The sequence below is a fragment of the Pseudomonas sp. 2835 genome, assembly GCF_050435905.1.
In the GTDB taxonomy this organism is placed as follows: Bacteria; Pseudomonadota; Gammaproteobacteria; order Pseudomonadales; family Pseudomonadaceae; genus Aquipseudomonas.
Genome location: NZ_JBNDLE010000004.1, coordinates 112,351 through 133,893 on the forward strand (window position 1 = coordinate 112,351; position 21,543 = coordinate 133,893).

Here is a 21,543-nt window from a genome sequence, read left to right on the forward strand (position 1 = left end):
ACAAAACCCCCGGCGTGCCGATACCTCTCGAAAGCCTTGCGGATTGAACAGCTAATGCGTAACAACCAGCCGATTACCCAGCGCGAACGGACTTTCCCAGCTCAGCAACGGTTGATTTCGACCACTGATGCCAAGGGCGTGATCACCTACTGTAACGACGCCTTCGTCGAGATCAGCGGCTTCTCCCGCGAGGAGCTGATGCGCGCACCGCACAACCTGGTCCGCCACCCGGATGTGCCGCCTGCTGTCTTTGCGCATATGTGGACCACGCTCAAGCAAGGCCTGCCATGGATGGGCATCGTCAAGAACCGCTGCAAGTCGGGTGACCATTACTGGGTCAACGCCTATGTCACGCCGGTGTTCGAGAACAATCAGGTGGTGGGCTTCGAATCGGTGCGGGTCAAGCCCACTGCCGAACAGGTACGCCGCGCCGAAGCGCTGTACCAGCGCATCAACCAGGGCAAGCCGGCCATTCCGCGCCGCGACAAGTGGCTGCCGGTGGTACAGGACTGGCTGCCGTTCATCCTGGTCAGCCAGATCGGCTTTCTGATCGGCAACTGGCTGGGCCACTCCTGGGGCTTTGCCCTGGCCGCCGGCCTTTCGGTACCGCTTGGCCTGCTTGGCCTGAGCTGGCAGCAACGCGGCCTCAAGCGCCTGCTGCGCCTGGCCGAACAGACCACCTCCGACCCGCTGATCGCGCAGATGTACACCGACAGCCGCGGCGTGCAGGCGCGCCTGGAAATGGCCATGCTCAGCCAGGACGCGCGGATGAAAACCTGCCTGACCCGCCTGCAGGACACCGCCGAGCACCTCAACGAGCAGGCGCGCCAGTCCGACACCCTGGCCCACAACAGCTCCTCGGGCCTGGAGCGCCAGCGAGTGGAGACCGAACAGGTCGCCGCTGCCGTCAACCAGATGGCCGCCACCACCCAGGAAGTGGCCAACCACGTCCAGCGCACCGCCGATGCCACCCAGGAAGCCAATCGCCTGACCGGGCGCGGCCGCGACATCGCCGGGGAAACTCGCGAAGCCATCCAGCGCCTGTCGGCCGCCGTCGGTGAGACCGGCCTGACCGTGACCCAGCTGGCCCGCGACAGCGACGAAATCGGCGGCGTGGTCGATGTGATCAAGGGTATTGCCGATCAGACCAACCTGCTGGCCCTTAACGCCGCCATCGAAGCGGCCCGGGCCGGCGAGATGGGCCGCGGCTTTGCCGTGGTGGCCGACGAGGTGCGCCAGCTTGCGCAACGCACCGCCGAGTCCACCGGGCAGATCCACGGCCTGATCGCCAAGCTGCAGCAGACCGCCAACAGCGCCGTGCAGACCATGGAAAGCGGTCATCGCCAGGCTGAAGAAGGCGTTGCACGGGTGATGGAAGCCGACCAGGCATTGGTCGGTATCAGCGAAGCGGTGGCCAACATCACCGACATGGCCACACAGATTGCCGCGGCCACCGAGGAGCAGACTGCGGTAGCCGACGAAATCAGCCGCAACATCAGCACCATCGCCCAGCTGGCCGACCAGACTTCGGAACAGGCCCAGCATTCGGCGCTGCTCAGCGAAGAGCTGACCCGCACCGCCACCAGCCAGTACTCGCTGGTGGAGCGTTTCAACCGCTAAGCCAGGCCGCGTATCGCTCTTGGCGGTACGCGGCTTCCCGCCTTACCAGTCGAGCGTCAGCCGGCTTTCGAAGTAACGTTCAGCACCGCTCAACGGGTCGTTGAAACGCAGGCTCTGCGCCAGCAGCTTCAAGGGCTTGCTGTAGTCATCCGGCCCCTGGACGATGTCCGGATAAAACGGATCATTACAGATACTCGCCCCCAGGGCAGTCATGTGCACGCGCAGCTGGTGGGTCTTGCCGGTCACTGGCGAGAGCCCGTAGCGCCACAGTTCGCCGTTCTTCTCCAGCACCTGGGCGAGGGTTTCGCTGTTGCTCACCCCCTCCACTTCCTGCATGCGGAAGAACGGCTCGCCATTGATCAGGCGGCTCCTGTGCACCAGTGGAAACTCACGCGTGGGCAAGGCGCGGGCGATGGCCTGGTAGCGCTTATCGATCTGCCGGTTGGGGAATAGCGACTGATAGGCCGAACGACTCTGCGGGTTGGCCGAGAACAGCACCAGCCCGGCGGTGTGCCGGTCGATGCGGTGCAAGGGCACCAGATTGGGATTGTCGAGGCGGCGGATCAACCGGCGCAGCAAAGTCTGTTCGACATACTCGCCGGTCGGGGTAACCGGCAGGAAATGCGGCTTGTCGGCCACCACCAGGTGCTCATCAATGTGCAGGATGGACTCTTCGACCGGGATCGGCTTTTCGTTCGGCACTTCGCGAAAATAATGGATGCGCAAGCCCGGGCGGTAGGCAAGCGTAACGCTGATCGGCGCGCCCTGGGCATCGAGCACCCGGCCGCGGGCGATGCGATCGAGCCACTGCTCGCGGCCGATGGCCTTGAAGTGCTCGCTCAGGCAATCGACTACCGTCGCCCAGTTGCCGGGTGGCAGGCAGACAGTACTGGCTTGATGCTGAGCCGGATCGAAGGGAGGCGTGGCCATGGAAACACTCGGGACAGATGGACCGGCCATTATCCCCCATGCTCGCCTGCTCAGCCAGCTTCGGCGGCGGCAGCCTCGGTAAACTCCTTGAGCCAGCGCAGCACCTCGACCGCCTCCCAGCGGCTAGGGTCATAGAGGGCGTACAACAACCCCTGGTAACCGACCACGTCCAGTGGCCGGTGGTAGCCGGCGCGCTGGAACAGCGCTTCAATCTCGGCAAAGCAGGTGTTGAAATGCACCTTGTTGAACGGTGTCTTGCCTTCCAGCACCAGGCCGTCAAGGCGCAACTCGAGCACCGCTTCACTCACGACCTCGACAGCCATGCGATTGACGGAGTATTTCAGTTGTTCGACATTGACCATTGATCCGGACCCTCGACGCAAGCGCCATCCTTGTACTGTATTTATATACAGCATATTCAGAGATGTCTCCTGCGTCAATCAGACAGCAGCTGTCAGACCAGGCCAGACAGGTAACCGCTGCCGCGGCGAATGGTCAGCACCTGGCGGCGTGGCGATTGCGTGCTGAGGCCAAAGTGCACCCACTGGTCGTATTCGAGGATCAACTGATCGAACATTACCTCACTGTCCATGATTCGCCTGGCCAGTTCGCGAGGCGCCAGCCCGGTCACATTGATATCCACCGCCAGGCCAAGGGTATGCGCACTCCTGACCGAACCACCGATTGCCTTGTTGAGGGCCAGCGAACGGTAACCGCTGCTAACTCGAACCGGCCGGCCGACCAGGCTGCGAACTTCTTCAAGCACAGCGCATAGTCGTTCCAGGTTACTGATGATCTGCGCGTGGGGTGTATTGTCGATACCGCGACGTGCGGCAGTCTCCGAAGTGATCATTTCGGCGAGGGAAAAATGTGCGGAAAGCTGCATGGGGCCATTCCTTGGCATGATGAGTTCGCCAGGGATTATCCTTGCACCCTTGAATCGGCGCACGATCGGAAGCTGATCCTCGCGCACCTGCTTTACTTCAGGAAGGCCGCTACCTGGTCAGGGCCAAACGGCCAGTTCAGCTCTGCACCCGTGTCACATCGGCGCAGCACCGGAATGAGCAAGCCATAGGTGTCGATCATCCCCTCGTGCTCGGCGATATCGACCAGTTCAACCAACAGCCCATGCTCGACAAACGGCATCAGCAGCGCCTCGGCCACTTCACACAGGTGACAACCGAGGGTGCCGAACAATTGGCATTCAGGAGGCATTTATGGGTACCAGCGACTGTAGGAACGGATCATTATTCTAGGTCTGCATCCGGAGCCAGTCGAGCATCGCCCCTGAAGCCGGCCAACGGCAATGAAGTGCTGATGCATATCAACGACCAAATCGCGCAAGTCGTTCAGACTTAATGGTTTTTTCGCTGTTTTCGCAAGGGAGTGTTTTGTGTTTGCCAACCTGTTGATCATCCTGGCCTCATCGCTGGTCGTCATCGCGTTCTTCCGGCGCCTGAAATTGCCGCCGGTACTCGGCTATTTGTGTGTCGGCCTGTTCGTCGGCCCTACTGCCCTGGACTGGGTCAACGAAAGCGAAGAGCTGCCGGACCTGGCTGAAATGGGTGTGGTGTTTTTGCTGTTTTCCCTTGGACTGGAATTTTCCCTGTCGAAAATGCTCGCCTTGCGCAAGGTGGTGTTTGGCCTGGGCAGCCTGCAGGTCATCTGCACCAGTATCCTCCTTGCCGGCCTGCTGGTTCTGCTCGGCATGCAACCCAACGTGGCCTTGATGCTCGGCGCGGGCCTGGCGCTGTCATCGACGGCGATCGTCAGCAAGGAGCTGACCAGCCTCGGCGAGATCTTCAGCAGTCATGGTCAGAATGCCATCGGCGTGCTGCTGTTCCAGGATGTGGTGGCGGTATTGCTGCTGACCCTGGTACCGGTGTTTGCAGGTCAGGGCGGCCAGGCCTGGTACTGGGCGTTGCCGCTGACCCTGGGCAAGACCGTGGTTCTCTTCTTCGGCCTGCTGCTGGCCAGCCGCTGGCTGCTGCCGCGGCTGTTCCATGAGGTGGCCAGCTCGCACTCAGCTGAGCTGTTCGTCTTGCTGGCGCTAGTGATCGTGCTGTTGACCGCCTGGCTGACCCACCTGCTGGGCCTGTCGCCAGCCCTGGGCGCGTTCCTCGCCGGCATGCTGCTGGGCGAAAGCAACTACCGCCATCAGATCGAAGCCGATATCCGCCCGTTCCGGGATATTTTGCTCGGGCTGTTCTTCGTCAGTATCGGCATGCTCATCGACCTGCAGTTGTTCGCCACTCATGGCTGGCAGCTCCTTGCCCTGACCCTCGCCCTGCTGCTGATCAAAGGTTCTGTAGTGGCCGCGCTGGTGCGCTTGCGCGGCAGTGATGCCGAGACCGCCTGGCGCAGCGGCCTGGCCCTGGCCCAGGGCGGCGAGTTCTGTTTCGCCCTGATGGCGCAGATGCAACAGACCCGCTTGCTGCCAGAGGAACTCGGCCACCTGCTGCTGGCTGCAACCTTCTGCTCGATGCTGGTCACACCGCTGCTGCTGCGCGCCGCTCCGACAATCGCCGCGCGCCTGCACCGCAAGCCCAACCAGGAAGTTCATCTGGAAGAAATCGAAGCCCAAAGCGCCGCAATGAACGGCCACGTGCTGATCTGCGGCTACGGCCGCGTCGGCCAGTCGATCGGACGCTTCCTGCGGCGCGAGAACATACCCTTTATTGCCTTGGACGATGACCCGGTGCGGGTCCAGGAAGCCGCCGCCGGAGAAAACTGCGTGCACTATGGCGACTCGCGGCGCGGCGAACTGCTTACCGCCATCGGCCTTGAACGCGCGCGCCTGCTGGTGATTGCCGTGGACAAGACCGACATCGCCCTGAGCGTGTTGAAAGCCGCCCGCGAGCGTCATGCCCAGGTGCAGATCCTGGTGCGCACCCGTGACGACAGTCAGCGCGAAGAATTGCGCGCCGCTGGCGCCACGGCGGTGGTCCCTGAGTTACTGGAGTCGAGCCTGATGCTGGCCTCCCACGCCCTGGTCATGCTCGGCCTGCCGCAAGAGCAGGTGCAGCAACGGGTCGATGAAGTGCGCAAGACCCGCTACCGCTTGCTGCACGCCTTCTACCATGGCGCCCAGACCAGCCCGGTCGACAGCGAGGGCCTGCCCAAGGCGATGATGCACGCGGTCAACCTCGGCGCCGAAGCCTACGCCTGCGGCCGCCCTCTGAACGAACTGGGCCTGGAACAGCTGGGCGTAGAGCTACAGGCGGTACAACGCCAGGGCGAGGAGCTGAATGTCGACACCGGCACCTGCCTGCACGCCGGTGATGCAGTGCTGGTCAGCGGCCCGTTGAGCGCGGTAGAAGCCTGCGAGGCACGCTTGCTCGCCGGACGCTGAGCCGTTCAGTCCTGACTGGTAGCGCCGATCTTGTGAATCGACAGGTCGGCGCCGTAGTACTCCTGCTCCTGGCTCAGGCGCAAGCCGTGCAGCAACTTGATACTGCCATACACGGCAAAGCCACCGAGCAAGGCCACCAACACCCCGGCCAGGCTACCGATAAGCTGGCTGATCAGGCTCACCCCGCCCAGACCGCCCAGCGCGCTCTGGCCGAAGATGCCGCAGGCGATCCCGCCCCATACCCCGCACATGCCATGCAGCGGCCACACGCCCAGCACGTCGTCGATCTTCCAGGTGTTCTGCGCGGCAATAAAGCACCAGACAAACAACGCCCCGGCAATCGCCCCGGTGGCCAGCGCCCCCACCGGGTGCATCAAGTCAGAACCTGCGCACACGGCAACCAGCCCGGCCAATGGGCCGTTGTGCAGGAAGCCCGGGTCGTTACGACCGACCAGCAAGGCGGCGACGGTGCCACCGACCATGGCCATCAGGGAATTGACCGCCACCAGGCCGCTGACCCCCTGCAGGGTTTGCGCGCTCATCACGTTAAAACCGAACCAGCCGACAATCAGAATCCACGAACCCAGGGCCAGAAAAGGAATATTCGACGGCGCAAAGGCCACCAGCTTGCCGTCGCGATAGCGGCCGTTGCGCGGCCCCAGCAACAGCACCGCCGCCAGCGCCAGCCAGCCGCCCATGGCATGCACCACCACGGAGCCGGCAAAGTCATGAAAGCCCGCGCCAAAGCGCGTCGTCAGCCAGGCTTGCAGGCCGAAGTTGCCATTCCAGACGATGCCTTCGAAAAACGGGTAGACGAAGGCAACGATCAGCACCGTGGCGCACAATTGCGGGGCAAAGCGCGCCCGCTCGGCGATACCGCCGGAGATGATCGCCGGGATCGCCGCGGCAAAGGTCAGCAGAAAGAAGAACTTCACCAGGCTGTAGCCATGCTCCTGGCTCAACACCTGCGCCGGTTGGAGAAAACTCACGCCATAGGAAATCCAGTAGCCGACAAAGAAGTAGGCCAGGGTCGAGACGGCAAAGTCGCTGAGGATCTTCGACAAGGCGTTGACCTGGTTCTTGTGCCGCACCGTGCCCACTTCAAGAAAGGCGAAGCCTGCGTGCATGGCCAGGACCATCACCGCACCGAGCAGGATGAACAACGTGTTGGAACCGTGGACCAGAGTGTCCACCGCGCTTTGCAAATTTTCCATGGAGTCGGCAGGCCTGCAAAAAAGCACCAAGACAGCTCAAAAACACTCCTTCGTGCACCAGCCTGGATCGTTGCGGCGACCACCTCCCTGGCCGATCCGGGTAGTACGGGAGTTTTTCCTTGGGTTTGTCGTGGATTGGGTTAAGGTTTACAGGGCCGGCATTGTCCCGCGCCCACAATCGGCGCAGGCACCGGTCCTGGCGCACCACGGCAAAGCAAAAGCTGTACCAGCGAATTGCACTTGAACCTTCGCCCGCGCCCACGACTCGAAATAGCCACACACACTGTTAGGGAGAGCCCCATGGCCAGCAAATCGGCAAAGACTGCTCAAGACATATTGATGGCTGACTTCCAGGCCCTGGTACGCGATACCGAGAAGCTGCTGGAACACACTGCAACCCTGGCCGGCGATCAGGCCGACGACCTGCGTGAGCAGATCCACGACAGCCTGCTGCGCGCCCGGGAAACCCTGCAACTGACCCAGGAATCGGTACGCGAACGTGGCCAGGCAGCCCTGACCGCTACCGAAGACTACGTGCAGAGCAACCCCTGGCAGTCGATCGGCATTGCCGCCGGCGTAGGTTTTCTGATCGGCCTGTTGGCCACCCGCCGCTGAGGACCGAGCATGGAAAGCGAACCACTGGCCGGTGCCGGCCCCTCCAGCAAGCGCCTCGGTGCTGCAGTACTTGGCCTGTTGCACGGCCATGTCGAACTGTTCGGCATCGAACTGCAAGAGCAGAAGGCCCGCACCCTGAGCCTGCTGCTGTTCGCCGGGCTGGCCCTGGTGTTTGCCTTGCTGCTGCTGACCGCCCTCTCCGGCCTGGTGCTGGTGATGCTCTGGGACAGCTATCGCCTGGCCGGCATCATCGGCCTGTGCGTGTTCTACGGGCTGGCGGCGATATTCTGCGGCTTGCGCCTGAAAGCGGCGGTGTTCGATGAATCGTCGCCATTCAGCTCGACCCTCGAAGAACTTGCCAAGGACCGGGAGCGCCTGATGCCATGAGCCTGCCAGAACTGCCACAAACCACCAACCGCCGCGAACTGCGCAAAGCCCTGGTACGTCTGCGCCTTGAGATGCACCGCCAGGAAATTCGCCACGAGTCCGGGCAACTGCTCAACCCCCTGAACCGCTTGCGCTCCATGGGCGACTCACTGCAAGGCGGCCTGGGCATCAAGCACGCGCCGCTGTGGGGCATTGGCGCCGTGGTGTTGCTGGGCTTCCTCACCGGCAAAGGCGCCCGCAGCGGCAGCGTCAGCCGCCTGGTGCGCCTGGGGACCAGCTTGATTCCATTGTTGAAGCTGGCCATGCAAGGGGCTGGTAGCAAGCGTTAAAAAGCAAGAGCGAAGCGAATTGTGCTCTTGATCTTGATCTGCTCTTGATCTACCCGGCCCCGTTAACCAGAAGGGCCGAGTGCAGGTGTTGCGAAGGGGCGAGTGCGCAGCACCTTCGGCGTTAGCCGAAGTTGCGAAACGTAGAGTTGCTTGCAACTCGTAGTTCGCAATGCCCCGTAGCGACACCGGAGGGAGGGAACCCGGAGCGCAGCGTAGGGCCCCTGGTGGGGCAAGCCCTTTGGTTACTTTGGGGCGACTGCCAAAGTAACCCGCCGTAAGGGCGGAAGGGGCCCGCAACGCCCCCACCCCAAACGGATAAGCCCACAAAGCCACTTGCACCCCCACCCCCAAACCCCGAAGCTACCAACCTGCCCCAAAACCCCGGAGAAATGGCCTTGGATTGGCACACCCTGCTCACCCGCGAACGCCTCGGCAAACCTCTGCACAGCCCCGAAGAACTCGGCCGCAGCCCCTTCCACAAAGACCACGACCGGATCATCTTCTCCGGCGCCTTCCGCCGCCTGGGCCGCAAGACCCAGGTCCACCCGGTGTCGAGCAACGACCACATCCACACCCGCCTGACCCACTCCCTGGAAGTCAGCTGCGTCGGCCGCTCACTGGGCATGCGCGTCGGCGAAACCCTGCGCGCCAGCCTGCCGCAATGGTGCGAACCCAGCGACCTGGGCATGGTCGTGCAGTCCGCCTGCCTGGCCCATGACATCGGCAACCCGCCGTTCGGCCACTCCGGCGAAGACGCCATCCGCCACTGGTTCCAGCAAGCAGCCGGGCGTGGCTGGCTGGACGCCATGAGCGAGGCCGAACGCGCCGACTTCCTCAATTTCGAAGGCAACGCCCAAGGCTTCCGGGTGCTCACCCAGCTCGAATACCACCAGTTCGACGGCGGCACCCGGCTCACCTATGCCACCCTCGGCACCTACCTCAAGTACCCCTGGACGGCCCGCCATGCCGACGCTCTGGGCTACAAAAAACACAAGTTCGGTTGCTACCAGAGCGAACTGCCCCTGCTCGAACAGATCGCCCGCAAGCTCGGCCTGCCGCAGCTGGAAGAGCAACGCTGGGCACGCCACCCGCTGGTGTACCTGATGGAGGCTGCCGATGATATCTGCTATGCCCTGATCGATCTCGAAGACGGCCTGGAGATGGACCTGCTCGAGTACGCCGAAGTCGAGTCGCTGCTGCTCAGCCTGGTGGGCGACGACCTGCCGGAAACCTATCGCCAGCTGGGCCCCGACGATTCGCGCCGGCGCAAGCTGGCGATCCTGCGCGGCAAGGCCATCGAACACCTGACCAACGCCGCCGCACGGGCCTTCGTCGAGCAACAGGACGCCCTGCTGGCTGGCACCCTCGGCGGTGACCTGGTCGAGCACATGCACGGCCCGGCCAAACGCTGTGTGCTGCAAGCCAAGGACATAGCGCGCAAGAAAATCTTCCAGGATAAACGCAAGACCCTGCATGAAATCGGTGCCTATACCACCCTGGAAATCCTGCTCAACTCGTTCTGTGGCGCGGCGCTGGAGCAGCATGGCGGACGCACGCCCTCGTTCAAGAGCCGGCGCATCCTCGACCTGCTCGGCAAGAATGCCCCTGACCCCGACGCCTCGCTGCACAGCTCGTTCCTGCGCATGATCGATTTCATCGCCGGGATGACCGACAGCTACGCCAGCGAAATGGCCCGTGAAATGACCGGTCGCTCAAGCCCGACCTGATCGCAGCAACGCCGTACTGCCCGGCAATCGGGCAGTACGATTTCGCCGAGAACTTGCGAGAAATCACTTACACAGTGCAAGCAACGATAAACTCCCTGCAGCCTTCGCAACATCAACTTACTATCAACACTATTGACACTGCCGCCATACAGAAACTCCTGTAATCCTACATTTCAAATTTAGTAGGACTTTTCCTATATATCGATTAACTCCCCTTGAGTTCATGTGCGACCTGTTCTATCTGCGCTAAGGTGCCGCTTCTCCCTCTGGCACCTTTATGGAAACTTCAACATGTACTCTGTATTCATCGTCGACGATCACCCGGTCATCCGCCTGGCGGTGCGCATGCTTCTGGAGAATGAAGGCTATTCAGTCGTCGGGGAATCGGACAATGGCGTAGACGCCATGCAAATGGTCCGCGAATGCCTGCCGGACCTGATCATCCTCGACATCAGCATCCCGCGCCTCGATGGCCTGGAAGTGCTCTCACGCTTTCATGCCATGGGCATCCCGCTGAAAATCCTGATATTGACCGCACAATCGCCCGCACTCTTTGCCATCCGTTGCATGCATTCCGGGGCTGCTGGATATGTATGTAAACAGGAAGACCTCAGCGAGCTGCTCAGTGCGATAAAAGCGGTACTTTCCGGATATAACTACTTCCCCAGCCAGGCGATCAATCCGCCACGTAAACACGAAGAGTCCGCCTCGGAACTGGATCTTTTCAAACAGGTTAACGACCGCGAACTGATGGTCCTGCAACTGTTTGCCCAAGGCCGCAGCAACAAGGAAATTGCCCAGGGCATGTTTCTCAGCAATAAAACAGTCAGCACCTACAAAAAACGGTTGATGCAAAAGCTAAAGGCCAGTTCATTGGTGGAACTGATTGAAATGGCCAAGCGTAATGCGCTGGTTTGAGGGCACTCATGCTTAGGCACCGCCTGACCCTGTTGTTGTGCGGCGTGCTGGCCTGTCTGAGCCAGGCCGCGCAGGCGGATGAAGTCGCCGCCAGCCCGTTCACCCTGTTCAGCCGAGCCGGGCCGATTGCCATGAAGCTGCCGCTGACCCCAGCCCAGCGCCTGTGGATCAAAGGCAAGGGCCAGCTGGTGCTGGGGACCTCGGCGCCGGACTACCCGCCGTTCGACATGACCGCCAGCGGCCGCGACTACGAAGGCCTGACCGCTGATTTCGCCGGGCTGATCGGCTCGGCCCTGGACCTGCCGATCCAGGTACAGCGCTTCGCCACCCGCCAGGATGCGGTCAAGGCCCTGGCCCAGGGGCAGATCGACCTGCTGGGCAGCACCAACGGCTACGAGGCGGCGACTCCCGGCATTGCCCTGTCCAAGCCCTATGCCGTAGACCAACCGGTGCTGGTCACCCGCGAGAACGAGTCGCGCCCGCTCGACATGGGCCTGGCCGGCCTGCGCCTGAGCATGGTCTATCACTACCTGCCGATGGACGAGGTACTGGCCAACTACCCCGACGCCACCATCCAGTCCTACCCGTCTTACCAGAACGCCCTCAATGCAGTGGCCTTCGATCAGGCCGATGTGTTTCTGGGCGATACCATCTCGACCCATTACCTGATCAACCAGGGCCATTTGCAGAACGTCAAGATGGCCAACTTCGGCAAGCACGAACCCGTGGGCTTCAGCTTTGCCGTGCAGCGCAGCAACCAGACCCTGCTGGAACTGATCAACGCCACCCTCGACACGGTGTCCAGCAGTACCCGAGAGACCATCTTCAAACGCTGGAGCGCCGGCAGCGATGTGTTGCTCACCGACCGCAAGCTGCAGTTGTCGCAACGCGAAGAACGCTGGCTCAGCGACCACCCGGTGGTGCGGGTGGTGGTCAACGAAACTGCCGCACCGCTGACCTTCTTCGACAGCGCCGGCAACTTTCGCGGTATCGCCGCCGACCTGCTCGAACTGATCCGCCTGCGTACCGGGCTGCGCTTCGAGGTTCAACGGGCCAGCGGCATCAGTGACATGATCGACCGTCTCAACCATGATCAGGCCGATGTCATCGCCGCGATCTCACCCAGCCCGCGCCGCGCCGGCACCCTGGCAATCAGTCGGCCATACCTGGAAAACTCCTACGTACTGCTGACCCGCAAAGGCGCCGACCAACCGGACTCGCTGGAGCAGATGAACGGCCGGCGCCTGGCCCTGACCCGCGACAGCCCGCTGTTCGAGGACTTGCGCCAGCGTTTCCCGGGCATCCACCTGGTCGAAACCGAAAGTACCTTCTACTCCACCTCACTGCTGGCCAGCGGGCATGTCGACGCGGCGATCACCGCACTGATCAACGCCAACTTCAGCCTGGCATCCCAACGCGACCTGACAATTCGCACCTCGGTCGGCGCCGAACCGGCCACGTTCGCCATGGCAACCGCGCGCGATGCCCAGGAACTGGCGTCGATCCTCGACAAGGCGCTCTTGAGCATCGCCCCGGAAGAACTGGGCATCATCAACAGCCGCTGGCGGGGTTACAGCACCGAGACCGACGCCTACTGGCAGAAGTACCAGCGCCTGATCCTTCAGGTGGTCCTGGGGACCAGCCTGTTGCTGCTGCTGTCGCTGGCCTGGAATGCCTGGATGCGCCGCCAGATCAAGCAGCGCGAGGCTGCCGAACGCGCCCTCAACGACCAGCTCGAATTCATGCGCGCCCTGCTCAATGGCACCCCCCACCCGATGTACGTTCGCGATCGCGCGGGGTTGCTGCAAAGTTGCAACGACAGCTACCTGGAAGCGGTGCAGGCGCGCCTTGAGGACGTCCTGGGCAAGAGCATCCAGGACAGCACCCTCGGCGACAGCTGTTACGCCAGCCAGATCCAGGCTGATTACCAGAAGGTCATGCGCGAAGGTATCCCGCTGATCGTTGACCGCCCCCTGCTACTGCGCGAACGCGAACTGACCATCTACCACTGGATCCTGCCTTACCGTGACTCGCTCGGCGAAGTCCAGGGCATCATTGGCGGCTGGATCGACATCAGCGAGCGCCGCCAACTGATCCAGGACCTGCGCCTGGCCAAGCAACGGGCCGACGATGCCAACCGCGCCAAGAGCGTGTTCCTGGCGACCATCAGCCACGAGATCCGTACGCCGATGAACGCCATCATCGGCATGCTCGAGCTCACCCTCGAACGGGGCGACCAGGGGCATATCGACCGGCCGGCCATCGAAGTTGCCTACAACTCGGCGAAAGAGCTGCTGGCCCTGATTGGCGATATTCTCGACATGGCGCGCATCGAGTCAGGGCACCTGACCCTGGCACCCGAGCCGGTCAACCTGGCCGAACTGGTCGAATCGGTCGGGCGCGTGTTCGACGGCGTGGCACGCCAGAAGGACCTGCGCCTGAGCCTTGAGATCGCCGCGCAAGCGCGCTGTGAGGTGCTGCTCGACCCGCTGCGGTTCAAGCAGATCCTCTCCAATCTGGTCAGCAACGCGATCAAGTTCACCGAGCAGGGGCAGGTCACCGTGCACCTGGTCCTGGAACCCGGCCCGCTGGCGGATCAGCCGACCTTGCAGGTAACGGTTGAAGACAGCGGTATCGGCATCCGCCCGCAAGACCAGCAGCGCCTGTTCCTGCCGTTTGCCCAAGCCAACCCGGACAGCAATCTGGCCCGTAGCGGCACCGGCCTGGGCCTGGCCATCAGCCGTGACCTGTGCCAGTCGATGGGCGGCAATCTGACCCTGCACAGCGTGTTTGGCCAGGGCACCCGCGTGTGTATCAGCATGCCCCTGACCCTGCTGGCAGAAACCCCCAAACCAGCCCCGGCCGTGGCGGTGCCCGATGCGGTGCTGCCGGCGCTGCGAATCCTGGTCATCGATGATCATCCGGCCAATCTGTTACTGATCGCCCAGCAGCTGAACTTCCTCGGGCTTGAGCACAGCAGTGCCGACAATGGTTTCAGCGGCCTCAACGCTTGGCGCCAGGAACATTTCGATGTGGTAATCGTCGACTGCAACATGCCGCAGATGAACGGCTACCAGTTCACCCAGGCGGTGCGTGACCACGAACGCCAGTATCAATGGTCGCCCTGCACCATCCTCGGCTATACCGCCAATGCCCAGCCGGAAGTGCGCGAACGCTGCCGCCAGGTCGGCATGGATGACTGCCTGCTCAAGCCCATCAGCCTCAACGCTTTGGGCCAGCGCCTGGCCAGGGCACCGCTGATGAGTGCCCGGCCAGCTATCCCCGCGCAGCTGCCGTTCGATCTGCAAGGGCTGGAGCCGGTGGTCGGCAACAGCGTCAACGACCTGCGCCAGTTGCTCGAGGAGTTGTTGCGCAGTTTCCGCCGCGACGGCGCCCTGCTCAAGGCCCTGGACCCCGACCGCGATGCAGCGCAACTGATGAGCCAGGCGCACAAGATTCTCGGGCCGGCACGGATCATTCAAGCCAACGGCCTGATCCGCGCCTGCGAACAGCTCGAGGCCGATTGCCAGACCCGCCTGACGCCGGCCGTGCTGAAACGTCGGCAACGGCAGATCCTGCACATCCTTTCGGTGCTTGAGCAGGCATTGCAGGGGTATTTAAGCGAACACTTGCCGGAACAACGCTGTTCCAGCGGCACCACCTGAACAGGTAGCGGGGAGCGGATATGAAAACGGCGGCCACAAGGGCCGCCGTTTCATCTGGATCAGGAAGCCGGGGTGACCGGTTTTTCCGGATACCAGGCGTCCAGCAACGGGCTGACCTCAATCTTGGTCAGTTCGCTGCGGCCCTTGAGCCAGGCTTCAACAGCTGCGCGCTGCTCTTCAGTGACCGAACCACGGGTAGCCTTGCAGACCAGACCGAAGTCGTCGCCGCCAACATAGTCCAGACCATTGGCATCCATGGCTTGAGCCAGGAATGCATCGAGGAAGGCGTCAATGGCTTCGTCGGACAGATCTTCCTTGAAATCCAGGTTCAGCTCAAAACCCAGCTCCTGGAATTCATCCACGCAGAGTTTTTTGCGCAGACGGCGGGAACGGTTAGTGGCCATGAAACAATCCTCTTGAGTATTAACGCGCGGCACTTTACCAGTTTCACCGCGCGATTGCCGGAATAAAAGCCGATAAGCTGCTGTTTGATCCTGTATTCACAGGCCCATGGGCGTTCTGCTTGGGGCATAATGCGCGCTATATTTTTCCGTATCGGGGCCTTCACCTTTTTTCGCTCCGTTTTTTTCACCCCTCGCTCGCAGGGTTTTATCGCACATGATCAGATCTCTTCGCCCTCTTCTGCTTGCCGGCCTGCTGATGCCCCTGGCGCTTTCCAGCCACGCGGCCGCGGTCAACACCACGCTTTCGCCGAAAGTGCAGCAGGCGCTGAAAACCAACAAACTGCAAGACTCGGCCCTGTCGCTGGTAATGCTGCCGCTCAACGGCCCGGGCACGCCGACCGTGTTCAACGCCGATGTCTCGGTCAACCCGGCCTCGACCATGAAGCTGGTCACCACCTACGCCGCCCTGGAAATGCTCGGCCCTACCCACCAGTGGAAAACCGAGTTCTACAGCGACGGCCCGCTGCGCAACGGCGTGCTGCAAGGCAACCTGTACCTCAAGGGCGGTGGCGACCCGAAACTGAACATGGAAAAGCTCTGGCTGCTGATGCGCGACCTGCGCGCCAATGGCGTGCAGACCATCAGCGGTGACCTGGTGCTCGACCGCAGCCACTTCATCCAGCCGCAACTGCCACAGTTCAACGATGATGGCGGCGACGAGAACAAACCCTTCCTGGTCAAGCCCGACTCGCTGCTGATCAACCTCAAGGCGCTGCGCTTCGTCGCCCGCAACGACGGTGGCAAGGTGCTGGTGTCGGTCGAGCCGCCAATTGCCAACATCCGTATCGACAACCAGGTCAAGGCGGTCAACTCCAAACAGTGCAGCGGCGACGTGCGCTACAACCCGGTAGTCCAGGCCGACGGCGTCAGCGTCGTGGTCAGCGGCCAGCTGGGCGACGGCTGCAACTCGCAGACCTACCTGTCGCTGCTCGATCACCCGACCTACGCTGCCGGCGCCGTGCGCGCCATCTGGAACGAGCTGGGGGGCAGCATCCAGGGCCGTGACCGGGTCGATAACGTGCCGAAAAGCGCCCGTTTGCTGGCCCGCGCCTACTCCCCGGACCTGGTCGAGATCATCCGCGACATCAACAAATACAGTAACAACACCATGGCCCAGCAGCTGTTCCTGAGCCTGGGCGCGCAGTTCCGTACCGACGCCGATGGCGACGACGCCCGCGCCGCCCAGCGTGTGGTGCGCCAGTGGCTGGCGAAAAAGGGTATCACCGCGCCCCACCTGATCATGGAAAACGGCTCGGGTCTGTCCCGCGCCGAGCGGGTCAGCACCCGGGAAATGGCCGCCCTGCTACAAGCGGCCTGGAACAGCCCGTATGCCGCCGAGTTCATCAGCTCGATGCCGCTGGTGGGCATGGACGGCACCATGCGCAAGCGCCTCAAGCGCACCGCCATGACCGGTGAAGCACACATCAAGACCGGCACCCTGAACACCGTACGCGCCATCGCCGGCTTCAGCCGCGACAGCAACGGCAACACCTGGGCGGTCGCCGCAATCCTCAACGACCCGAAACCCTGGGGAGCGTCGGCCGTGCTCGATCAGGTCCTGCTGGACCTGTACCGCCAGCCCAAGCTGGTCAACAGCACCGCCGCCGTTCAGCCCTGAGCCTGGCTCAGGGCAGCTCGCCCTCTACCCGGTCGCGGCCAGCCTGCTTGGCCGCGTACACCCCCGAGTCGGCACGTAGCAGCAAGGCATCGGCGCCCTCCCCAGGGCGCCAGCCGGCCACGCCGAAACTCGCCGTGACCATGCCGACGCCATCCACCGGCACGCTGCGCAAACCCTGCCAGAGCTCCATGGCCAGGGTATAGGCCTGCTCGGCATTGCTGCCCGGGCACAACACCATGAATTCCTCGCCCCCCAGGCGACAGAATACGTCGGTACGCCGCAAGCGGTGGTTGATGCGCTGGCACAGGCTGCGCAGCACATGGTCGCCGACAGCGTGCCCGTAGACGTCGTTGATCCGCTTGAAATGGTCGATATCCAGCATGATTACCGCCAGGTCCTGGTTATCGCGCTGGGCCCGCTCAAGCTCGGCCTTGAACCGCTCCTGGAAGTAGCGGCGGTTGTGTATGCCGGTCAGCGAGTCGGTCACCGACAACGCCCGCAGCTCTTCCTCGACGCGTTTCAGATCAGAGATATCGGTCAGGTAGCCGTGCCACAAGGTACCGCCCTGCTCGGCCGGCTCCGGCGTGGCTTCGCCGCGGATCCAGCGCATCCCGGCCACCGGCAGCAGCACCCGGTACTCTTCACGCCAGGGCGTCAGGTGATCGGCGGAATAGCGGATCGAGGCGCGCACCCGCGCAAGGTCGTCGGGATGGATGCGCTCGAACACCGCCGTGGCGTCCTCGCGCAAGCGCTGCGGTTCGATCTCGTAGATATCGCGCAAGCCCTCGCTGGCATAGCTGAAACAGGAGCTGCCATCAGGGTCGAGGCGAAACTGGTATATGCCACCGGGCACTTCGGCGCTGAGTTTTTCCAGCAGCCGGTCGCGGGCTGCCAGAGCCTCATGGACGCGCTTGCGTTCGGTGACATCGATGCAGATGGCCAGGTGCCCGACCCACAGGCCGTGCTCGTCAAGAACCGCTGTAACCATCATGTTGGCCAGCAGGTGGCTGCCGTCCTTGCGCAGCAGGGTCCATTCGCCGGGCTCGCTTTCGCCCTCCTGGACCGTTTCGGCAAACATGGCCTGGGCCGGGCTGACCTCGCGGCCGTAACGCTGGCTCAGGGCCCGGGCACGGGCCTGCAGTTCCTGGGGCGATACCAGGTCTTCCAGGGTCAGGTGGCCGATGACTTCAGCGCTGTGGTAGCCGAGCATGCGTTCGGCGCCGGCGTTGAAGGTGCTGATCACCCCACGCAGGCTTGTGGCGATGATCGCCACCTGGGTGGCGGCATCGAGCACGCTGCGCAATTGGTTGTGGGTATTGCGCAGCGACTGTTCGCTGACCCGCAGTTCGGCGGTGCGCTGCTCGACCAGGGTCAGGGCACGCTGGCGCTGGCCAAACAGGCTGAACAGCAAGGCGCTGAGCAACAGGCTGAGCAGACCACCGAGCAGCACCACGGCATTGACCGCCGAAGAGCGGTTGGCGTCCATGAACGCAAGGCTCGGCTGGATATCCAGTTGATAGTCGTGATCGGCCAGGCGCAACAAGTGGCTGGCGGTCAGGTCGGTGTCGGCGCCCTGGTTGGCGGACTGGAACAGCACCTCGTGCTGGCCCTGCCCCGACAGGTCGAGGATGCGCACCACCAGGTTGTCCTCGCTCGCGCTCGGCAGCCCTTCGGCCATCAGTTGCTGCAGGCTGATCACCGCTAGGACATAGCCATCAGGTGGCGAGGCGGCGCTGCCCGGGGCAAACACCGGGGCCACCATCAACACCCCACGGCTGAAGGCCGGGTCGACATTCGTCAGGTTCAGCGGCGCTGAAACCGCCATGCTCCCGGGTTGTCGGGCGCGATCAAGCGCCGCCTGGCGCAGGGGCTGGGACAGCAGGTCCAGGCCCAGGGGCTGGACCTGACGGCTGGACGCCTGGGTGTAGAACACCGGGTAAAAAAGGGGGCGCGCGGCCGCGACCTGCAAGCTGCCGGCTTCATTCAATTCGTGGATGGCAAAAGGTTTGCCCAGGACCTGGGCGGCGCTGCGCTCGAAGCCTTGACGCTCATCACCCGCCACCCGCGGAGCCCAGGCATATGCCTGGGTGCGGTATAACAAGGGCTGGGCATAGCCGTTGAATTCGGCAAGGGTGACGCTTTCAGAGAACACGAAGAACCGGCGCAGCCCATCAAGGCGCTGCACCTGATCCTCGAAGCGTTCTTCGATTCGGCTGTAACGCTCACTGGCGAGCAGTTCGAAGCGTTGCCGCAGCTGCTGGCGATACAGGTCATGAGTGGCCAGCGCCAGCAGCGCCGTCAACAGGCTGCCGGCCACAAACGCCACACCTGCCACCAGCCAGGCGGAAACTTCTTCGCTGACAAAGCCGAGCATCTTCGGACGAGCGACGTGCATCGACATAGAAAGCACTCAAAACGCCAGCGTCCAGCGGATCGCGGGCTCTGATTGAGTTATAGCCATTAGCCATTAACGTAGCAATCATCACCCGCGACAATCAGCCAATCAGCGCGCCTGAATTTTCCAGGCTCGGTGAATCTTGCTGTTACGGGCAAAATCCGGGTCCAGGGTCTGGGCACTGATCTCTTCCACCGCGTAGCGCTCAGCCAGGTTTTCATCCAGCTGGAACTTGCGGAAGTTGTTCGAGAAGTACAGCACACCGCCCGGCGCCAGGCGTGCCACGGCCAGGTCGAGTAACTCGACATGATCGCGCTGCACGTCGAATACACCTTCCATGCGCTTGGAGTTGGAGAAGGTCGGCGGATCGATGAAGATCAGCTCGTACTCATCGCGGCAGGCTTGCAGCCAAGCCATGACATCGCCCTGCTCCAGGCGGTTCTTGTCCGAGAAGCCATTGAGCGACAGGTTGCGCCGCGCCCAGTCCAGGTAAGTCTTCGACAAGTCGACGCTGGTGGTGCTGCGCGCGCCGCCCTTGGCCGCATGCACACTGGCGGTGGCGGTGTAGCAGAACAGGTTGAGGAAGCGCTTGCCGGCAGCCTCGCGCTGAATGCGCAGGCGCATCGGACGGTGGTCGAGGAACAGCCCGGTGTCCAGGTAATCGGTGAGGTTGACCAGCAGCTTGACGCCGCCTTCCTGCACTTCGAGGAACTGGCCCTGGGCGCTCTGGCGCTCGTACTGACGGGTGCCACTCTGACGCTCGCGGCGCTTGACCACCACGCGGCTCTGGTCGATGCCCAGGGCCTGGGGAATCGCTGCCAGGGCGTCGAACAGGCGCGCCTGGGCCTTTTCAGGGTCGATCGAGCGTGGTGCGGCGTACTCCTGCACATGGACCCAATCCTGGTACAGGTCGATGGCCAGGGCGTACTCGGGCATGTCGGCATCGTACAGACGATAGCAGCTGACGTTCTCGCGCTTGGCCCATTTGCCCAGTTGCTTGAGGTTCTTCTGCAGGCGGTTGGCGAACATCTGCCCGCCTTCGCTCAGGCGCGCCGGCTCGCTGGCCACGGCGGCCGGGGTACGCTGCTCGGCAGCGTCGCCATTACGTTCGGGCTGACGGCGCTCACCGGTGACGAACTGGTCGGGCTGGACCTTGATCAGCAGCAGCTTGCACGGCAAAGCGCCGTTCCAGAAGGCATATTGCTTGTGGCTGCGGATACCCATGCGCTTGCCCAGGTCCGGGGCGCCGGTAAATACCGCCGCTTCCCAGTTCAGGCAAGCCTGACGCAGGCGCTCGCCGAGGTTCTGGTAGAGGTACAACAGGCTCGCTTCGTCGCCCAGGCGCTCGCCGTATGGCGGGTTGCAGATCACCAGGCCTTTCTGGTTCTGGTCCGGGCGCGGCTCGAAGCTGCCGACCTCGCCCTGGTAGATCTTCACCCAGTCGCTCAGCCCGGCGCGCTCGACGTTGTTACGGCCTGGCTGGATCAAGCGCGGGTCGGCTTCATAGCCACGGATCCACAGCGGCGGACGGGCAAGACCGGCTTCGGCACGGGCCAGCGCTTCGTCATGGAGTTTGCGCCAGAGTGCCGGCACGTGACCAAGCCAGGCGCTGAAACCCCAGCGCTCGCGGCGCAGGTTAGGCGCGATATCGGCGGCGATCATCGCCGCTTCGACCAGGAAGGTCCCCACGCCGCACATCGGGTCGGCCAGGGCGCCGCCTTCGGCAGCGATGCGTGGCCAGCCGGCACGGATCAGCACCGCCGCCGCAAGGTTTTCCTTAAGCGGCGCAGCACCTTGCTGCAGGCGGTAACCGCGCTGGTGCAGGCTGTGGCCGGACAGGTCCAGGGACAAGATTGCCTCACCGCGCTCCAGGCGCAGGTGCACGCGCAGGTCCGGGTTGAGCTTGTCGACCGACGGGCGCTCGCCGCTGCTGGTGCGCAGCTTGTCGACGATTGCATCCTTGACCTTCAAGGCGCCGAAGTGAGTGTTGTCGATACCCGAGCCGTGGCCGCTGAATTCCACTGCCAGCGAGCCGCTGGCCTCCAGGTGATCTTGCCACTCGACTTCGTTGACACCGTCGTAGAGGTCGTCGGCGTTCTTCATGTTGAAGCGCTTGAGCACCAGCAGCACGCGGTTGCCCAGGCGCGACCACAGGCACAGCCGGTAGGCGGTTTCCATGTCGGCCGTGCCGCGAATTGCCGAAGTGTGCTCGCGCACCTCTTCAAGGCCAAGGCCGCGGGCTTCTTCGGCAAGCAGGCCTTCAAGGCCTTTGGGACAGGTGAGGTAAAGTTCGAAACGGTCCGACATGG

Annotated in this window: 17 protein-coding genes; 9 read left to right on the forward strand and 8 right to left on the reverse strand. The window is 63.0% G+C overall.

The annotated features are described in order from the left end of the window. Positions 1 to 54: 54 nt before the first annotated feature. Positions 55 to 1,620, forward strand: a complete 1,566-nt coding sequence (locus ABIE20_RS06840) for a methyl-accepting chemotaxis protein (RefSeq protein WP_429503856.1) — start codon at positions 55 to 57, stop codon at positions 1,618 to 1,620. Positions 1,621 to 1,662: 42 nt separating this feature from the next. Here ABIE20_RS06840 and ABIE20_RS06845 read toward each other — a convergent pair whose 3' ends face one another. The 4 genes from ABIE20_RS06845 to ABIE20_RS06860 form a co-directional block, all read right to left on the reverse strand. Next, positions 1,663 to 2,550 (reverse strand): pseudouridine synthase, encoded by an 888-nt coding sequence (locus tag ABIE20_RS06845; protein WP_429503858.1) that lies wholly within the window; start codon positions 2,548 to 2,550, stop codon positions 1,663 to 1,665. 50 nt (positions 2,551 to 2,600) lie between these two features. Continuing rightward, the gene (locus ABIE20_RS06850; protein WP_115086053.1) at positions 2,601 to 2,912 is read right to left on the reverse strand and encodes a transcriptional regulator; all 312 of its coding nucleotides are present in this window, start codon (positions 2,910 to 2,912) and stop codon (positions 2,601 to 2,603) included. 92 nt (positions 2,913 to 3,004) lie between these two features. Next, a complete protein-coding gene (locus ABIE20_RS06855) occupies positions 3,005 to 3,436 on the reverse strand; it encodes a D-Ala-D-Ala carboxypeptidase family metallohydrolase (protein ID WP_429503860.1) in 432 nt (143 codons plus the stop codon). A gap of 92 nt (positions 3,437 to 3,528) precedes the next feature. Beyond that, on the reverse strand, positions 3,529 to 3,765 hold the full coding sequence (locus ABIE20_RS06860) for a glutaredoxin family protein (protein WP_429503862.1): 237 nt from the start codon (positions 3,763 to 3,765) through the stop codon (positions 3,529 to 3,531). 178 nt (positions 3,766 to 3,943) lie between these two features. On the opposite strand from ABIE20_RS06860, the gene ABIE20_RS06865 reads away from it, so the two are divergent. Beyond that, positions 3,944 to 5,902: a monovalent cation:proton antiporter-2 (CPA2) family protein gene (locus tag ABIE20_RS06865; protein ID WP_429503864.1), complete on the forward strand. Its 1,959-nt coding sequence runs from the start codon at positions 3,944 to 3,946 to the stop codon at positions 5,900 to 5,902. A gap of 5 nt (positions 5,903 to 5,907) precedes the next feature. Here ABIE20_RS06865 and ABIE20_RS06870 read toward each other — a convergent pair whose 3' ends face one another. After that, positions 5,908 to 7,116 (reverse strand): ammonium transporter, encoded by a 1,209-nt coding sequence (locus ABIE20_RS06870; RefSeq protein WP_429503866.1) that lies wholly within the window; start codon positions 7,114 to 7,116, stop codon positions 5,908 to 5,910. Positions 7,117 to 7,416: 300 nt separating this feature from the next. On the opposite strand from ABIE20_RS06870, the gene ABIE20_RS06875 reads away from it, so the two are divergent. The 6 genes from ABIE20_RS06875 (at position 7,417) to ABIE20_RS06900 (ending at position 14,757) form a co-directional block, all read left to right on the forward strand. Next, a complete protein-coding gene (locus tag ABIE20_RS06875) occupies positions 7,417 to 7,731 on the forward strand; it encodes a DUF883 family protein (RefSeq protein WP_429503868.1) in 315 nt (104 codons plus the stop codon). 9 nt (positions 7,732 to 7,740) lie between these two features. Beyond that, complete coding sequence (locus ABIE20_RS06880; RefSeq protein WP_429503870.1) at positions 7,741 to 8,118, forward strand: phage holin family protein; 378 nt, start codon at positions 7,741 to 7,743, stop codon at positions 8,116 to 8,118. After that, on the forward strand, positions 8,115 to 8,447 hold the full coding sequence (locus tag ABIE20_RS06885) for a hypothetical protein (RefSeq protein ID WP_123565425.1): 333 nt from the start codon (positions 8,115 to 8,117) through the stop codon (positions 8,445 to 8,447). The genes ABIE20_RS06880 and ABIE20_RS06885 overlap by 4 nt, the downstream gene beginning before the upstream one ends. A 395-nt stretch (positions 8,448 to 8,842) precedes the next feature. Then, positions 8,843 to 10,174 carry a deoxyguanosinetriphosphate triphosphohydrolase gene (locus tag ABIE20_RS06890; protein ID WP_429503872.1) on the forward strand — a complete coding sequence of 444 codons (1,332 nt, stop codon included), beginning with the start codon at positions 8,843 to 8,845 and terminating at the stop codon, positions 10,172 to 10,174. A gap of 291 nt (positions 10,175 to 10,465) precedes the next feature. After that, a complete protein-coding gene (locus ABIE20_RS06895) occupies positions 10,466 to 11,092 on the forward strand; it encodes a response regulator (RefSeq protein WP_429503874.1) in 627 nt (208 codons plus the stop codon). A gap of 8 nt (positions 11,093 to 11,100) precedes the next feature. Then, positions 11,101 to 14,757: a transporter substrate-binding domain-containing protein gene (locus ABIE20_RS06900; protein WP_429503875.1), complete on the forward strand. Its 3,657-nt coding sequence runs from the start codon at positions 11,101 to 11,103 to the stop codon at positions 14,755 to 14,757. Positions 14,758 to 14,816: 59 nt separating this feature from the next. On the opposite strand, the gene ABIE20_RS06905 is transcribed toward ABIE20_RS06900, so the two are convergent. Further along, positions 14,817 to 15,161 carry a YggL family protein gene (locus ABIE20_RS06905; protein WP_429503877.1) on the reverse strand — a complete coding sequence of 115 codons (345 nt, stop codon included), beginning with the start codon at positions 15,159 to 15,161 and terminating at the stop codon, positions 14,817 to 14,819. A 214-nt stretch (positions 15,162 to 15,375) separates the two neighbouring features. On the opposite strand from ABIE20_RS06905, the gene dacB reads away from it, so the two are divergent. Then, positions 15,376 to 16,839, forward strand: a complete 1,464-nt coding sequence (gene dacB / locus ABIE20_RS06910; RefSeq protein ID WP_429503879.1) for a D-alanyl-D-alanine carboxypeptidase/D-alanyl-D-alanine endopeptidase — start codon at positions 15,376 to 15,378, stop codon at positions 16,837 to 16,839. 7 nt (positions 16,840 to 16,846) lie between these two features. Here the strand turns inward: dacB and ABIE20_RS06915 are convergent, their stop codons facing one another. Together ABIE20_RS06915 and rlmKL are read right to left on the reverse strand one after the other, a co-directional pair. Then, positions 16,847 to 19,240 (reverse strand): sensor domain-containing diguanylate cyclase, encoded by a 2,394-nt coding sequence (locus ABIE20_RS06915; protein WP_429503881.1) that lies wholly within the window; start codon positions 19,238 to 19,240, stop codon positions 16,847 to 16,849. A 102-nt stretch (positions 19,241 to 19,342) separates the two neighbouring features. Continuing rightward, positions 19,343 to 21,541 (reverse strand): bifunctional 23S rRNA (guanine(2069)-N(7))-methyltransferase RlmK/23S rRNA (guanine(2445)-N(2))-methyltransferase RlmL, encoded by a 2,199-nt coding sequence (gene rlmKL / locus ABIE20_RS06920; RefSeq protein ID WP_429503883.1) that lies wholly within the window; start codon positions 21,539 to 21,541, stop codon positions 19,343 to 19,345. Between the last annotated feature and the right edge of the window lie 2 nt (positions 21,542 to 21,543).

What these genes read in the sequence shown, in the direction of transcription:
- ABIE20_RS06840 (WP_429503856.1), top strand. Translation starts at nt 55, where the DNA reads ATGCGTAACAACCAGCCGATTACCCAGCGCGAACGGACTTTCCCAGCT.
- ABIE20_RS06845 (WP_429503858.1), bottom strand. Translation starts at nt 2,550, where the DNA reads ATGGCCACGCCTCCCTTCGATCCGGCTCAGCATCAAGCCAGTACTGTC.
- ABIE20_RS06850 (WP_115086053.1), bottom strand. Translation starts at nt 2,912, where the DNA reads ATGGTCAATGTCGAACAACTGAAATACTCCGTCAATCGCATGGCTGTC.
- ABIE20_RS06855 (WP_429503860.1), bottom strand. Translation starts at nt 3,436, where the DNA reads ATGCAGCTTTCCGCACATTTTTCCCTCGCCGAAATGATCACTTCGGAG.
- ABIE20_RS06860 (WP_429503862.1), bottom strand. Translation starts at nt 3,765, where the DNA reads ATGCCTCCTGAATGCCAATTGTTCGGCACCCTCGGTTGTCACCTGTGT.
- ABIE20_RS06870 (WP_429503866.1), bottom strand. Translation starts at nt 7,116, where the DNA reads ATGGAAAATTTGCAAAGCGCGGTGGACACTCTGGTCCACGGTTCCAAC.
- ABIE20_RS06875 (WP_429503868.1), top strand. Translation starts at nt 7,417, where the DNA reads ATGGCCAGCAAATCGGCAAAGACTGCTCAAGACATATTGATGGCTGAC.
- ABIE20_RS06880 (WP_429503870.1), top strand. Translation starts at nt 7,741, where the DNA reads ATGGAAAGCGAACCACTGGCCGGTGCCGGCCCCTCCAGCAAGCGCCTC.
- ABIE20_RS06885 (WP_123565425.1), top strand. Translation starts at nt 8,115, where the DNA reads ATGAGCCTGCCAGAACTGCCACAAACCACCAACCGCCGCGAACTGCGC.
- ABIE20_RS06895 (WP_429503874.1), top strand. Translation starts at nt 10,466, where the DNA reads ATGTACTCTGTATTCATCGTCGACGATCACCCGGTCATCCGCCTGGCG.
- ABIE20_RS06900 (WP_429503875.1), top strand. Translation starts at nt 11,101, where the DNA reads ATGCTTAGGCACCGCCTGACCCTGTTGTTGTGCGGCGTGCTGGCCTGT.
- ABIE20_RS06905 (WP_429503877.1), bottom strand. Translation starts at nt 15,161, where the DNA reads ATGGCCACTAACCGTTCCCGCCGTCTGCGCAAAAAACTCTGCGTGGAT.
- dacB (WP_429503879.1), top strand. Translation starts at nt 15,376, where the DNA reads ATGATCAGATCTCTTCGCCCTCTTCTGCTTGCCGGCCTGCTGATGCCC.
- ABIE20_RS06915 (WP_429503881.1), bottom strand. Translation starts at nt 19,240, where the DNA reads ATGTCGATGCACGTCGCTCGTCCGAAGATGCTCGGCTTTGTCAGCGAA.
- rlmKL (WP_429503883.1), bottom strand. Translation starts at nt 21,541, where the DNA reads ATGTCGGACCGTTTCGAACTTTACCTCACCTGTCCCAAAGGCCTTGAA.